Source organism: Nonomuraea sp. NPDC005650 (assembly GCF_040605375.1).
Taxonomy (GTDB): domain Bacteria; phylum Actinomycetota; class Actinomycetes; order Streptosporangiales; family Streptosporangiaceae; genus Nonomuraea.
Genome location: NZ_JBEXCR010000017.1, coordinates 164,262 through 178,218 on the forward strand (window position 1 = coordinate 164,262; position 13,957 = coordinate 178,218).

12 protein-coding genes are annotated in these 13,957 nt (G+C 70.7%); 3 read left to right on the forward strand and 9 right to left on the reverse strand.

Annotated elements, in window-relative coordinates; genetic code table 11:
- Window positions 1-245 precede the first annotated feature (245 nt).
- A complete protein-coding gene (gene ctaD / locus ABZS69_RS28880; protein ID WP_355378220.1) occupies window positions 246-1,898 on the reverse strand; it encodes a cytochrome c oxidase subunit I in 1,653 nt (550 codons plus the stop codon).
- 437 nt (window positions 1,899-2,335) lie between these two features.
- Here ctaD and ABZS69_RS28885 point away from each other — a divergent pair, with 437 nt between their 5' ends.
- Both ABZS69_RS28885 and ABZS69_RS28890 read left to right on the forward strand, forming a co-directional pair.
- A complete protein-coding gene (locus tag ABZS69_RS28885) occupies window positions 2,336-2,932 on the forward strand; it encodes a hypothetical protein (protein ID WP_355378035.1) in 597 nt (198 codons plus the stop codon).
- 235 nt (window positions 2,933-3,167) lie between these two features.
- Window positions 3,168-3,704 carry a fasciclin domain-containing protein gene (locus tag ABZS69_RS28890; protein WP_355378037.1) on the forward strand — a complete coding sequence of 179 codons (537 nt, stop codon included), beginning with the start codon at window positions 3,168-3,170 and terminating at the stop codon, window positions 3,702-3,704.
- 17 nt (window positions 3,705-3,721) lie between these two features.
- On the opposite strand, the gene ABZS69_RS28895 is transcribed toward ABZS69_RS28890, so the two are convergent.
- The 3 genes from ABZS69_RS28895 to ABZS69_RS28905 form a co-directional block, all read right to left on the reverse strand.
- Entirely contained in the window at window positions 3,722-4,837 is a 1,116-nt protein-coding gene (locus ABZS69_RS28895; protein WP_355378039.1) for a YncE family protein, read from the reverse strand.
- Window positions 4,838-4,951: 114 nt separating this feature from the next.
- The gene (locus ABZS69_RS28900; protein WP_355378041.1) at window positions 4,952-5,647 is read right to left on the reverse strand and encodes a response regulator transcription factor; all 696 of its coding nucleotides are present in this window, start codon (window positions 5,645-5,647) and stop codon (window positions 4,952-4,954) included.
- Window positions 5,644-6,777, reverse strand: coding sequence for a sensor histidine kinase (locus tag ABZS69_RS28905; RefSeq protein WP_355378043.1), 1,134 nt, complete (start codon window positions 6,775-6,777; stop codon window positions 5,644-5,646). The genes ABZS69_RS28900 and ABZS69_RS28905 overlap by 4 nt, the downstream gene beginning before the upstream one ends.
- Window positions 6,778-6,900: 123 nt before the next feature.
- On the opposite strand from ABZS69_RS28905, the gene ABZS69_RS28910 reads away from it, so the two are divergent.
- On the forward strand, window positions 6,901-8,082 hold the full coding sequence (locus tag ABZS69_RS28910; RefSeq protein ID WP_355378045.1) for a lipase: 1,182 nt from the start codon (window positions 6,901-6,903) through the stop codon (window positions 8,080-8,082).
- 59 nt (window positions 8,083-8,141) lie between these two features.
- On the opposite strand, the gene ABZS69_RS28915 is transcribed toward ABZS69_RS28910, so the two are convergent.
- The 5 genes from ABZS69_RS28915 to ABZS69_RS28935 form a co-directional block, all read right to left on the reverse strand.
- Entirely contained in the window at window positions 8,142-9,392 is a 1,251-nt protein-coding gene (locus ABZS69_RS28915) for an MFS transporter (RefSeq protein WP_355378046.1), read from the reverse strand.
- A 165-nt stretch (window positions 9,393-9,557) separates the two neighbouring features.
- The gene (locus tag ABZS69_RS28920) at window positions 9,558-12,083 is read right to left on the reverse strand and encodes an FtsX-like permease family protein (RefSeq protein WP_355378048.1); all 2,526 of its coding nucleotides are present in this window, start codon (window positions 12,081-12,083) and stop codon (window positions 9,558-9,560) included.
- Window positions 12,077-12,721: an ABC transporter ATP-binding protein gene (locus tag ABZS69_RS28925; protein ID WP_355378050.1), complete on the reverse strand. Its 645-nt coding sequence runs from the start codon at window positions 12,719-12,721 to the stop codon at window positions 12,077-12,079. The genes ABZS69_RS28920 and ABZS69_RS28925 overlap by 7 nt, the downstream gene beginning before the upstream one ends.
- Window positions 12,718-13,380, reverse strand: coding sequence for an ABC transporter ATP-binding protein (locus tag ABZS69_RS28930; protein ID WP_355378052.1), 663 nt, complete (start codon window positions 13,378-13,380; stop codon window positions 12,718-12,720). The genes ABZS69_RS28925 and ABZS69_RS28930 overlap by 4 nt, the downstream gene beginning before the upstream one ends.
- Window positions 13,368-13,952 (reverse strand): hypothetical protein, encoded by a 585-nt coding sequence (locus ABZS69_RS28935; RefSeq protein ID WP_355378054.1) that lies wholly within the window; start codon window positions 13,950-13,952, stop codon window positions 13,368-13,370. Before ABZS69_RS28935 ends, ABZS69_RS28930 begins: the two co-directional genes overlap by 13 nt.
- Window positions 13,953-13,957 lie beyond the last annotated feature (5 nt).

Sequence of the window (13,957 nt, forward strand, 5' to 3'; positions counted from 1 at the left end):
GACGATGAGTTGCAGGCCGCCGGTCAGCTCACGGCTCTACCCGATCAGCACCATAAGCGGCACCATCCCGAGAACAGCGTCTTCATCATGGGAATACGGTGCTGGTGCCGACTTTCACCGCCGTCTCACCCACGTTTCACCCAGCTGGAACCGGCGCTCTGCGCCACGCCACCCAGGCTCAACTCGCGGCGTACCTTGAACTTCAGGCGCAGGCCGGCGAGGGTGCGAAATACGTAGTCCCCCGCTCAGGACGACGGCGGTTCGGTCGGGTGCGGGTAGCGCAGGTCGAGGGCAGGGCGTTCGGAACGGATGCGCGGCAGTGACGTGAAGTTGTGCCTGGGCGGCGGGCAGGAGGTGGCCCATTCCAGCGAGTTCCCGAAGCCCCACGGGTCGTCCACCGTGACCTTGGGCGCGTGGCGGTGCGTCCAGTAGACGTTGTAGATGAACACCAGCGTGGAAGCGCCGAGCACGAACCCGCCCACCGAGGAGATCTGGTTGAGGTCGGTGAATCCGTCGACCACGCTGTAGTCGGCGTAACGCCGGGGGAAGCCCACCATGCCGAGCCAGTGCTGGACCAGGAACGTGGTGTGGAAGCCGAGAAACAACAGCCAGAAATGAATCTTCCCCAAGGGCTCGTTGAGCATCTTGCCGGTCAGCTTGGGCCACCAGAAGTAGAAGCCGGCGAACATGGCGAAGACCACGGTGCCGAAGACCACGTAATGGAAATGGGCCACCACGAAGTAGGTGTCGCTGATGTGAAAGTCCAGCGCCGGCGAGGCGAGGATGATTCCGGTGAGCCCGCCCAGCAGGAAGGTGACCAGAAAGCCCACGGAGAACAACATCGGCGACTCGAATGACAGGTGCCCGCGCCACATGGTGCCCGCCCAGTTGAAGAACTTCACCCCGGTCGGGATGGCGATGAGGAACGTCATGAACGAGAAGAACGGCAGCAGCACCTGCCCGGTGGCGAACATGTGGTGCGCCCACACGGTCATCGACAGGCCCGCGATGGCGATGGTGGCGCCGACCATGCCGATGTAACCGAAGAGCGGCTTGCGGCTGAAGACCGGCAGGATCTCGGTGATGATGCCGAAGAACGGCAGCGCGATGATGTAGACCTCGGGGTGGCCGAAGAACCAGAACAGGTGCTGCCACAGCATCGCGCCACCGTTGCCCGCCTCGAAGACGTGGGTGCCGAGCTTGCGGTCCGACTCCAGTACGAGCAGCGCCGCGGCCAGCACGGGGAAGGCCATCAGCACCATCATGCTGGTCAGCAGCGTGTTCCAGCAGAAGATCGGCATCCTGAACATGGTCATGCCCGGCGCCCGCATGCAGATGATCGTGGTGATGAAGTTGACCGAGGTCAGAATGGTCCCCAGGCCCGACAGGGCCAGGCCCATGACCCACAGGTCGCCGCCGATGTTCGGGCTGAACTCCACGCCCGAGAGCGGGGCGTAGGCGAACCACCCGAAAGGGGCGGCTCCGCCGGCCGTGCAGAAGCCGCTCATCACGATGAGCCCGCCGAACAGGAACAGCCAGTAGCCCACCATGTTGAGGCGGGGGAAGGCCACGTCGGGGGCGCCGATCTGCAGGGGCATGATCACGTTGGCGAACCCGCCGAAGAGCGGGGTCGCGAACAGCAGCAGCATGATCGTGCCGTGGATGGTGAAGAGCTGGTTGTACTGCTCCGCCGTGACGAATTGGAGCCCGGGTGAGAACAGTTCGGCCCTGATCACCATGGCCATGATCCCGGCCAGGAGGAAGAACACGAAGCTGGTGGTGAGATAGAGATGTCCGATCACCTTGTGGTCGGTGGTGGACATCCATGAGGCGATCAACCGCCCGATCCGGGTACGGCTGACCTGAGCGGAGGCCAGCGGCTCCGCGTTCGGCTCGATCCTGGTCACGGCGCGTTCCCTCCCGGCGGTTGACGGGGGGACACGGAGGCGGACTTCCCGGTCAACCGTGTGCTTAACCGACCCGGGGCGCTAGATAATCGGCAATGTCCCTCGCGCCCGGCCGATGCCGGGAACGGGACTTCCCGGAGCGCGACCGGCAGGTGATCCGAAGCTGACTCACCGATGGTCAGCCTTCTCAAAAATGTCCGGCTGGGCAGACTGCTGAGACGGCCCGTACGCGGCAAAGGCACGCTTACTTCACGGCCAGGGCGGCAAGTTCCTCATGTGCCGGGCGCTCCGCCCGCCCGTGGCATCCGAGGCTCACACGAGTACTACTGCCGGCTCGGGGGCGGATCCGGCATCCGAGACACTCGCGGGACCGCGGATCGGTGCACCGCGAAATCCGTTGGAATTCATAGGCATCCGTAGGGGGAGAAGTGGCTGTACGGAGCATTCGATCCGTTGCCGGGCATGCGGCGACGGTTCTGCTGGCGGCGTCGGTGCTCGTTGGCTGTGGAAACAACACGACCGCCACCTCGCCCCCCGAAGCCGCGGTTGCCACCGACCCAGCGGCAGTCGCCAGGCCGACCGTAGGCAACGAGACCCCGCCCGCCTCCGCCTGCCCGACGGGAGGCAATGCCAAGCGGCTCGCCAAGACCCGCTTCGCGCTTCACGCAGGTCTCGCGCTGGGCGCCTTCCATCGTTACATCTACAAGCCCCTGCGCAGCGGCGGTTTCCAGGCAGGAGCGGAGAAGCGGAAGCGGACATTCGTGAAGGCGGCGGTGGCCGGCGCCTTCGCCCTGCACCAATTGAAGGTCGCCAAGGACTTCGCCATGGCCAATCCGACGCTGTGCAAGGCCGTCTCGGCCGTCAGCGGCAGCTTCACCAACCTCACCAACAAGCTGAAGAGCGGCACCGCCACACCGGCCGACCTCGACGCCAGCAAGAGCTCCATGAACAGCCTGCTGCAGGACGCCGCCAAGACGGGCTACAAGTTCAAGGAGCAGAACGTCACCGTCCCCGGCGCCGGCTGAACCTGAAAAAAGGTGCCCCTGAACTGCAAGAGCAGGGGCACCTTTCGTAGCGATCCGGTCGCAGTCCCGGTCTTCACCTTTTGTGCCGCTTTGGCGGAGAGATGGCTTAAACGTTCTCCCGGGCCTCCGACACTGAGGTTGAGGAACCCGGGACGCAAGCCCGGGGCACCGGTCATGCACCACGTACACCGACGTCGGGGGGATCGCAATGAAACGAGTACTTCTCACGGCAGCGGTGGCGCTGACCGCCGTCACCGGTACAGCCGGCGCATCCGTCCACGTGCCCTCGCCGACGCCCACGCCGACCGTCACCGCCACGCCCGTCGGGCCGGGCTGCGCCTCGATCAAACAGAACCTGCCCGGCATCGCCGACAAGGGACTCGGTACCGCCTTGTCCCAGATTCCCGAGCTGTCCATCCTGTCGCAGGCGGTCAAGACGGCCGGCCTGCAGAAGAAGCTCAACTCCGCCGCGCACCTCACGCTCTTCGCGCCGAACAACCATGCCTTCCAGGCGATCCCGGTCAAGACGCGGGACAAGCTGATGGCCAACAAGCAAGAGCTGACCAAGGTTCTCTCGTACCACGCGATTCAGGGCAGGATGACTCCGGCCGAGCTGAAGAACGCCACCCTCAAGACCCTGCAGGGCGGCGACCTGACCGTGAAGGGTTCTCCCGCCAAGCTCACCGTCAATGACGCCAAGGTCGTCTGCGGCAACGTGCAGACTCGGAACGCCACCATCTACATCATCGACAAGGTCCTCATGCCCCACTGACCAGCGGTGTCATCCGATCATCGGAACACTCCGGTGTGGCCCAGGGAATAGCGTCCCGGCTGAGGGTAGACGCACAGGCCGTGCGGCCCGGCGCCCACCTTGACCTTGCGGATGAGCTTGCCGGTCGAGGTGGAGATCACGTAGACGACCCCGTTGTAGCGGCCGCTCAGCCACAACTGCCTGCCGTCGGCCGAGACGCCGCCCATGTCGGGCGACCCGCCGCCGGGCAGCCGCCACTTGGCGATCTTCCTGCGGGTCGCGAAGGAGACCACGGAGACCGATCCCTCGCCCCGGTTGGACACGTACAGGACGCGGGAGTCGCGACTGACGTACAAGCCGTGCGCGCCCTTGCCCGTGCGCACGAAGCCGACCTTGGCGAAGGTGCGGGCGTCCACGAGCCACAGCCCGCCCGCGGCCATGTCCGCGCAGTAGAACAGGGTCCCGTCAGGGGAGAGCTTCACATCCTGCGGCATGTTCGCCGCCCCCACGTCAATGATCTTGAGTACTTTCGCGGCCCGCCAGTCGATGGCCAGCAGCCGGCCGGAGAATTCGCAGCTGACCAGGAAGACGCCGCCGTCGGCGGTGAAGTCTCCGTGGTTGACACCCCTGCAGGGCAACTTCAGGGAGTGGTCGAGCCTCATGGTGTGCGGGTCGCGGAAGTCCAGCCGGTTGAGCCGTTCGGCCATCACCAGCGCGTACGAGCCGTCCGGGCTGAAGTACAGGTTGTACGGATCCACGACGCGAACCGGTTTGCCGGGTTTGCCGGTGACCGGGTCGACCGGGGTCAGCATGTTGCCGTCGTTGTTGTTGACCCACAGGGTCCGCAGGTCCCAGGAGGGGACGACGTGCTGCGGGCGTCGGCCGACCCGGTACGTTTTGATGACCTTGTACGTGGCCGGGTCGATCACGTCCAGGGTGTCGGCCTGGCTGTTGGGCACGTACACCCTCGCGGGATAGTGCGCCACCACCGGGCTCAGCAGGCCCGGACGGTCATGGGCGTAGACGTCCGACGCCGCGGCGGAGGGCACCGGCAAAACGTGCGCCATCGAGGGCGGCGCCTCTGAGGGAGCCGACGTCGTGCCGCAGGAGGTCAGGCCCACGAGCACGATTGCCATTACCGCGAGCAGGCGCATGGAGCCAGATTATGAAGCGCACGACGAGCGGCCGGATGACGCCGGGCTCGCGGAGCCCTGGCCTTTACCTGGTTACTCTCTGCGCGTGAACGTGCCGACGACCGCGGCGGCGCTTCAACGCCACTGTCCTCGCGGACCGCGTTCGGCTGTGGCGCGGTCTGGAGGAACCAGACCTGACCGGTAGGCGAAGATGACGAGATGGACCCGGTCACGGGCATCGAGCTTGGTCAGGAGGCGGCGCACGTGGGTCTTCGCCGTGCCCTCGCCGATGTGGAGCCGTTGAGCGATCTCGGCGTTCGACAGGCCCTGGGCGATCAGGAGCAGGACCTGCCGTTCGCGCTCGGTCACCCCGTTCAGCGCCGCTTCCGTCGAGCCGGGACGGAGGTCGGGCCGGGCGGCGAAGCCGGAGATCAGCCGCCGGGTGACGCTCGGGGCCAGCAGCGCCTCCCCCGCGGCGACCACCCGGACGGCGGTCAACAGGTCCGGCGGCCGGGCGTCCTTGAGCAGGAAACCGCTGGCACCGCCGCGCAGCGCCTCGTAGACGTACTCGTCCAGGTCGAACGTGGTGAGCATGATCACCTGCGCCTGCCCGGCGGCGGTGATCCGGCGGGTGGCCTCGATGCCGTCCATCTCGGGCATGCGGATGTCCATGAGCACCACATCGGGCCGGGTCCGGCCGGTCACTTCCACCGCCTCCGCGCCGGTCGCCGCCTGGCCCACCACGTGCAGGTCGGAGGCCGTCGCCACGATGCCGCACAACCCGGTCCGCACCAGCGCCTGGTCATCGGCCACCACCACGCGCACGCTCACGCCCCGCTCTCCTCGTACGGCAGCCGCACCGCGACCTCGAACCCTCCGGACGGCATGAGCCCGGCCCGCAGCTCCCCGTTGCACGCGGCGACGCGCTCGCGCATGCCGACGAGTCCGTGGCCGGTGCCTACGGCGACCTCGGCATACCGTGCCCGGCCGTCGTCGGTGACATGCAGGACCAGCTCGCCTGGGTGATGGGCGATGGCGACCCGGGCGATGGAGCCGCCGGCGTGTTTGATCACGTTGGTGAGCGCCTCCTGCAGGATGCGGTAGGCGGTCAGGTCGACGCCCGGGGACAGCGCTCCGGGAACGCCGCTGATCGTGAGCTCGACCTTCACTCCTGCCCGCTCGGTCTGCGCTACGAGCTCGTCCAGGCCGGCCAGCCCCGGCAACGGAGCGATGGCGGCGGCCTCGTCTCCCTCGTCGCGGAGCACGCCCAGCAGGCGCCGCATCTCCGCCAGCGCCTGCCTGCCCGTGGTCTCGATCGCGCTCAGCGCCGCTCGCGCGTCCGTGGGACGTTCGTCGATCACCAGATGGCCGAACCCGGCTTGCAGGGTGACGATGCTCATGCTGTGGGCGACTATGTCGTGCAGCTCGCGCGCGATCCGCAGCCGCTCCTCGACCACCCGCGCCCTGGCCCTCTGGGACTCCGCCTCGGCCGATTGCTCATGGTGGCGGACCAGCACCCTGCCGTACTCCCGCTGCCTGCCGAGGGCGTAACCCGCCGCCCACGCGACCACGAGGATCAGAGCGAAAGGAACAACTGCCCCGTTGTGCGAGAAATCGGGCACCGCCGTGGCCAGCGGTCCCGTCAGAGCGAGCGCGAGCGTGAAGGCGGCCGAGCGGACATCACGCGAGGCGGCCACCGTGTACAGCACCGCGGCCATCGGCACCAGAGCCACCGTGGCGAGGACGGGGTCCACGGGCGTCAGCCAGAAGGCCCCGAGCGCCGCCGCGAACGCCACCGGCGGACGGCGACGGCGTAAGGCCAGCGCCAAGGATGTCAGCAGGGTCCCGGCGACCGCCACCGGCCCGGGGCCGAGCTCGTGGGTGAGCAGCCCCCAGACCAGGAGGGCGTAACCGGCCGCGATGCAGAGGTCGAGGGCTGATCCGAGGCGGGCGGGGAGCACCACCTCAGCCTAGGAAGCGCGCCATCGGCGCCACATCGACCGATCGGCCGATGCCCGCAGGCAGACGACACGGCTGAGGAGCACCGGTCAGCCTGTGAGGCACGTCCGAACCGAGGAGAACGCATGCCCCTTCCCCGTACCGTCGCTGGGATCGCCGCGATGGTCCTCGCGCCGCTGCTCATAGCTCAACCCGCGTCCGCGCGGGTGGCCGAGCCCCGGCCACCCGTCCAGCTCACCCTGCCGGCTCCGACCGGGCCCCATCCGCTCGGCACCGTCTCCCTGCACCTGGTCGACCGCTCCCGGCCCGACCCCCTCGCCGGCGGCCAGACCCCCCGAGAGCTCATGGTCACCCTGACCTACCCCGCCCGGCGAACCGCCGGGCATCCGGTCGCGCCCTGGATCGAGCCGAAGGCCGGACGGGAGTATCTGCGTGCGGAGGGTCTGCCCGCGGCAGCCGTGCTGCTGCCGCTCACGCATGGCCACGAAGGCGCGCCCGCCGACCGCCGGCTTGGCCGGTTGCCCGTCGTGCTGTACTCGCCGGGCAACGACACACCCCGCTCGATGAACACTATGGTGGTCGAGGAACTGGCCAGCCGGGGGTACGTGGTGGGGACGATCGGCCACACCTTCGACGGCGTGGGCCAGTTCCCCGGCGGGCGAGTCGTGGCCTCGGCCCCTGACGGTCCGGCAACCGGTGCGCTGATCGCCGAGCAGCGCGTCGCCGACACCCGCTTCGTCCTGGACCGGCTGGCGCAGCTCAATCGCGGCGGCAATCCCGACGCTGAGCGTCGCCGCCTGCCCGCGGGGCTGCGCGGCCTGCTCGACCTCGACAGGGTGGGCATGTTCGGCCACTCCGCGGGCGGCGCCACGGTCGCCTCCGCCATGTTCGAGGATCCGCGTATCAAGGCGGGCCTCAGCCTGGACGGACCCGTCGCCGGCCCTGTGGTCACGGCGGGACTCGATCGCCCGTACCTGCTGATGGAGGCCACCAAGGCCCGGCCGGAGAACATCCCCGATCTGGCCACGTTCTGGTCGCACCTGAGAGGTTGGAAGCTCGCGGTGCGCGCCGAAGGCGCTGAGCACGCCACCTACACCGACCTCGAGGTGATCATCGCCCAGGCCGCGCCGGCGCTGGGCCTGAGCGCCTCGCAGGTCGCCGAGCAGATCGGCACGCTCGCCCCCGCACGGGCCGTGGCCATCCAGCGGGCCTACCCGCTCGCCTTCTTCGACCGCCATCTGCGCCGGAAGGGACACCTGCTGGACCGGCCCTCTCGACGCTTCCCGGAGGTGACCTTCCGCCCGTAAGCCGCGCCAGACCGAACGGCCGGCAAGCCCCCGGGCCTGCGGAAAGTCGACGGTTCGAGTCAGCAGCTCGCGTCGGCAGGTCCGGCTCCTTCGGGCAGGGGCGCGTCCCGGTAGGCGCGCCACAGGGCGAGGTCGTAGCCCAGGCCCAAGGCCGCGCCGAGCAGCAGCGGAGCTCCCAGCGTGGCCAGGGTGCCGGTCAGCAGGGTTGTGGCGGCGAGGGGCGCGGCTGAGACGGCGATGCTGCGGGCCAGGCTGGTCATGCTGGCGGCGGCGGTGCGATGCGCGGAGGGGACGACCGCGGCGGTGAAGGCCTGTCGTGCCGGTACGTCGATCTTGGAGAGGGTCTGGCGGAGCAGCAGCAGGGCGACGGCGGTGCCCAGGTCCGGCGCGAACGGGACGCAGGCCAGCAGCAGGTTGGCCGCGGTGTGCGGCAGGAGCATGGTGGCCAGCAGGCCGCGCCGGGCGGCCAGCAGCGGGGCGGTGAGCTGGGCCAGGGCCGGCAGCAGGTTGGCGGCGAAGAACACCAGGCCCAGTTGTGTGGTGGTGGCGCCGTAGCGGTGGGCGAACCACCAGGCCAGTACGGCTTGGACGGCCAGTCCGCCGGACAGGGCGTCCAGAGCGGACAGGGCGGCCAGCAGGCGGACCTGGCCCGGCACTCGTACGCGGTGCCGGCTGTGGCCGGGTGGTGTGGTCTGGGGTGCTTCGGCTTGTGGTGTCAGGTGCCAGAACAGGGTCACGGTGCCGGCGGCCAGGAGGGCGTACAGGGCGAAGGCGGCGTCGGGGGCCGAGGTCCAGGGCTGGAGTCCGAGTGCGGCGGCGGCCAGGGCGCCGAGGGCGCCGGAGGTCATGGCGGTGACGTTGTAGCAGGTGAAGATGGCGGTGTGGCGGGCCTGGGGGCAGGTTTGGGCGAGGATGGCCTGTTCCAGGCCGGAGAAGGGGGTGTTGTCGTTGGTGGAGGGTGAGATCGTTCCGATGAAGGCGGCGGCGACCAGGATCGGGTAGGACTCGCTGAGCGCGAACACGGTGCCGGTGACCGCCATCAGGCAGCCGCATGCGATCAGTGTTCTTCGCCGTCCCCATTGGTCGGCGAAGAGGCCCAGTGTGAGGCTCGCGAACACTGACCCGGTGGCGGCCACGGCCAGCAGCAGGCCGGTCTGCCAGGGGGCGTCGCCGTCCTGGGCGAGCAGTTCGGCCAGGAGCACGCTGGTGCATCCGTATCCGAAGGTGCGTAGTGCGCGCGCTGCGATGACCAGCAGTGCGTTGCGTCCTATTTCGGCCGAAAATCGTCCCCTGAGCTGCACGTTTGGCATGCGGCATGATGTCGCGGGCGCTACTGCCGGCACACAGCGAACGCGCGAAAACGCGCAAAGATCTTCCTGCGACTGCCCAAACCTGGCGCGGCGGCCACGAAGCAGCGACGCCGTACGCGCACGGCCGAGCCGGGCACTCCGGCGCGGCGGGTCCCGGGTGGCCGGTCACAGGTCGCGTAGCACCGTGAGCGGCGGGCGGTGGGCGGCCCGGACCGTGGCCGCGCCGGCGGCGGCCAGCGCCGCCAGCCCGAGGACCGCGAGAGCGGCCAGGTACGCCCACGGCACGGCCGGCGCGTCGGGCGGCGGGTCGAACACGCCGCTGAGCACGGCGACCAGCATCCTCGACAGCGCCCACCCGCAGGCGGCCCCCAGCCCGGCCGCGACCACGCCGACCACCGCCACCTCTGCCCACACGAACGAGCCGAGCTGGCGCGGGGTCGCCCCGAGCACCCTGGCCAGCGCGTACGTGCGGCGCCGCTCGGCGAAGCCGAGCACGAGCAGCAGGCCCGTGGCCAGCCCTGCCAGGGCCAGCGCGTAGCCGAGCTCGATGGCGGTCAGGCCGGACAGGTCCACGGCGGTGAGGCTGCTGCCGATGACCTGGCGCGTGGTCTCCACGTCGGTGACCTTCGAAGTCGGCCCCAGCCTGTGGCGCAGGTCGGCGGCGACCTGGCGGGGTGGGGTGCCGTCGGTGGTGATGAGGTACGTGGTGTCGGTGGGCAGGTGGCGGGCCAGGTAGGCGGCGTTGGCGACGAGGAAGCTGTCGCGGGGCGCGGTCGGGAACTCGGTGATGATGCCCGCGTAGTGGAAGGGCACGGTGGTGCCGTCCTCGGTGCGCAGCCGCACCTGGTCGCCGAGATGGAGCTGGAAGTCGTTGACGGTCTCCTGGCTGACCAGCAGCGCGTCCGGCTGGCGGGCGAGCCGGTCGAGGATCTCCCTGGCGGTGCCGCCGGAGACGTAGGTGTCGTGCAGGCGGGTCGTGGCGGGGCGGATGCCGTACAGGTCCTGCAGGTCGGAGCCGACGTAGGCGAAGCGGTGCCGCAACGGCTCCACCCGCGCCACGCCGGGCACGGCCGCGAGTTGCCCCTGCGTGGCGGTGGTCTGGGAGACGGTGACGTCGGCGCCGTTGGTCAGCTCGGCGTCCACCTGCGCCTGCTGCCGGTACGTGGTGTCGAAGACGGACGTGGAGACCGCGAACGCGACGGCCAGCGCCGCCAGGGTGGCCGTGCGGGCCAGCGGCGCGCGCTGCCGCGTCAGCATCGCGGACACGGTGCCCGCCAGGTTCCCGGCCAGCGGCCTGGCCGCCCAGGTGACGGGCATCATCCGGGTGATGCGCCAGATGAGCAGGCCCGCACCCGCCCACAGCAGCGCGGGGCCGGCGAAGGCCCAGTAGTCGACCGACAGCTGGGGCAGGCCCTCGGGGACCAGGACGAGCTGGTAGCCGCTCCTGCTGGTGATCCAGAAGACCACGCCGGCTCCGGCCAGCAGCCACAGGTCGAGGCCGTACCGCAGCCAGGCGGGCGAGCGGCGTGACCCGCCGACGGGGCGGCGGGCGGCCGACACGGTGGTGGCGCGCAGCGTGGGCGGCAGCACGGTGGCGGCGACGACCAGCAGCCCCAGTGCGGCGGCCCACCACGACACGTCCGCCGAACCGAACAGCGCCCGTCCGGCCACGGCGGCCAGCCCGAGGCCGGCCAGCACTCCGACGACGCCCACCAGCGCGGTTTCGGCCAGCGCGAGCCGCACGAGCGTGGCCCGCGAGGCGCCCCTGGTTCGCAGCAGCGCCTGGTCGGACGCCCGCCGCTGTGCCCCCGCCCGCGTGACGAGGGCGGCGAGCAGGGCGGCCAGCACGACCGCGGGCGTGCCCAGGAACAGGAACAGCACCTGCGAGTACAGGGCGTCCGCACGAGCAGCGTCCAGGGCGGCGCCGAGGTTGTCGCCGACCAGCCCGGTACCGGCCATGCGCTGCTCCAGGTTGCGCGCCTGCCCGGTGACCGCGGTGTAGGCCGCCGCCGGGTCGGCCGGCAGCCGATGGCCGATGCGGACGTGGAACTGGGTGCGTACCCGGTCGCGCGGGATGCCGTCGAACAGCCGGTGCCAGTCGGCCTCCGGCAGCAGCAGCACGTTGTCGGGGGGCGCCTGCGGCTGCGCGCCCGGTGGGGCGCCGACCCGCTGGAACAGCGAGTCGGCGGCGGGCAGCTCCACCACCCCGGCGACCGTCACCGGGGCGTCGGCCAGCCCGGGACGGCGCACGGTGACGATGGCGCCGGGCTGGGCGTGCAGGTTGGCGGCGGTCTGCTGGGCCAGCAGGGGCCCGTTCGCCTTGCCCGCGAGCAGGCGCAGCTCGCCAGGGAAGGTGGCGGCGTAGTCGGCCGGCAGGCCGAGAACCTGGCCCGCGCCCGTGGTCAGCGTCTGCCCGGCCTGGCGGGACTCGAATCCGTCGATCCTGGCGAAGCTCACCTGTTTGGAGGTGCCGGGCATCGGGACGGACACGGTCTGGCCCGGCTGCTGCTCCACCTGCCAGTCGACGGCCACCCGCTGGATCGAGCGGGCCGTCATGGTCTCCTTGGCGGAGGCGAGGAACGCGCCCAGTGCGGCGGGAAGGGCCACGGCGAGCGCGATGCCCGCCGCGGCGGCGGCCAGCCTGCCCGCCCGGCGGGCCAGCAGGCCGCGCAGCCAGATGAGGATCAGCATGTCAGCGCTCCGTCGCTCATGGTCCAGGCCCGGGGCAGCCGCGCGGCGACCGCCGGGTCGTGGGTGGCGACCACGAGAGCCGCGTCCAGTTGGTACGCCACCGCGGTGAGCAGGTCCACCACGCGGCGGGCCAGGTCCGAGTCGAGCTGCGCGGTCGGCTCGTCGGCGATGATCAGCCGGGGCCCGGCGGCGAGCACCCGGGCGACCGCGACGCGCTGCGCCTGCCCGCCCGACAGCTCTTCCGGCAACGATCCGGCCAGGTCGGCCAGGCCGATGGTGGCCAGCGCGATCAGCGCCCGCTCCTTGGCCTCGGCCTCCCCCAGTCCGGCGATGATGAGCGGGAGCGCCACGTTCTCCGCGACGTCCAGCGGGGACAGCAGGCTCGGCCCTTGGAAGACCACGCCGACGCGTCCCCGCGGGCGGTCGCCGAACGCGGGCCAGCCGATCCGCCCCGCCGTGGGCCGGTCGAGCCCGGCGAGCAGGTGCAGCAGCGTCGTCTTGCCGGATCCCGACGGGCCGGTGACCGCGACCTGATCTCCCGGCCGCAGCTCGCAGGTGACGCCGTGCACGGCGACCAGGGCGTCCGGTCCTTTGCCGTACGCCCTGGCCAGGTTCTGGCAGGTGACCAGCGCGGTCATGTCACCCGCCCGTCCTTCAGCTCGATCACCCGGTCGGCCAGCCGGCGCACGGCCGGGCTGTGCGAGGCGATCACCACGGCGGTCCGCTCGCCGGCCTGCTCGCGGATCAGCCGCAGCACCGGCGCCTCCGTGTGCTGGTCGAGCTCGCCGGTGGGCTCGTCGGCCAGCAGCAGCGCCGGGCGGTTCGCCAGCGCCACGGCCAGCCCGGCGCGGGCCGACTCTCCGCCGGACAGCTCGCTCGGCCACGCCCGTGCCCTGGCCGAGATCCCCAGACGGGCCAGCAACTCCTCGCGCAGACGCCGGTCCTGCCGCCCCGCCAGCCGCTGGGCCAGGTCGACGTTGGCCGCCACCGTCAGGTGCTCGATCAGGTTGCCGTTCTGGAGCAGCACGCCGACCAGCCGGGCGCGCAGCGCGGCCCGCTCGGCCTCCGGCCGGTGGCTGATGCGGTGGCCGTCCACCCGGACGGTGCCGCCGTCGGGGTCGTCCAGCCCGCCCAGGCAGGCCAGCAGCGTGGACTTTCCCGACCCCGACGGGCCGCTGACCAGCACGACCTCGCCCGCGGCCGCCTGCAGGGTGACGCCGCGCAGCGCCCTGGTCTCCTCCTCTCCCGACCGGTAGAACCGGTAGAGCTCCTCGGCCTGGAGGATCACGGCACCCACCGGAAGGAGTCGGAGACCGTGCGCCACGGGTCCACGTTGTCGGCGCCGACGGGCCCGGACAGGGTCAGGATCGCCTCCCGTCCGGACCGGTAGAAGAGGTAGCGCTCGATCTCGTCCCGCACGACCTTGCCGGTGACCGGATCGGGACTGCTGTCGGCGCGGTAGACGATCCGTACCGCCTGGCCGCCCTTCCTGGTCACCGTGTCGATCGTGCGGATGTCGCCGCTGTGTATCTGGTTCCTGACCGACGCCGCCGTCGGCGGCGCGGCGGCGGCCTTGGTCTCGACGCGGACGCTGTTCAGCTTGTCGGTGAAGCCGGCTCCGGTCGGCAGGTCCGTGCGCGCCCAGCCTTCGGGCACCTTCACCTCGTACGGCTGGCCAGGAGGCCGGTAGGTCACGAACACCGTGTCGTCCGGGATGTCGCCGGGCGGATTGGACTCCGTGGGCTGTGGAGCGGCCACCGGCGCCGTCTGTGACTGGGGATGCGTCTGTGTCTCGGTGGGCGCTGCTACCGCGCAGCCCGCCGCCAGCCCTGCGATGGCCAGAGCCAGGACACCCTGCCTTGCCTTCATGTCCA

Coding starts and splice junctions, on each gene's coding strand:
- ABZS69_RS28925 (WP_355378050.1), bottom strand. CDS start 12,721: ATGACCGCGCTGGTCACCTGCCAGAACCTGGCCAGGGCGTACGGCAAA.
- ABZS69_RS28935 (WP_355378054.1), bottom strand. CDS start 13,952: ATGAAGGCAAGGCAGGGTGTCCTGGCTCTGGCCATCGCAGGGCTGGCG.
- ABZS69_RS28915 (WP_355378046.1), bottom strand. CDS start 9,392: ATGCCAAACGTGCAGCTCAGGGGACGATTTTCGGCCGAAATAGGACGC.
- ABZS69_RS28920 (WP_355378048.1), bottom strand. CDS start 12,083: ATGCTGATCCTCATCTGGCTGCGCGGCCTGCTGGCCCGCCGGGCGGGC.
- ABZS69_RS28895 (WP_355378039.1), bottom strand. CDS start 4,837: ATGCGCCTGCTCGCGGTAATGGCAATCGTGCTCGTGGGCCTGACCTCC.
- ABZS69_RS28910 (WP_355378045.1), top strand. CDS start 6,901: ATGCCCCTTCCCCGTACCGTCGCTGGGATCGCCGCGATGGTCCTCGCG.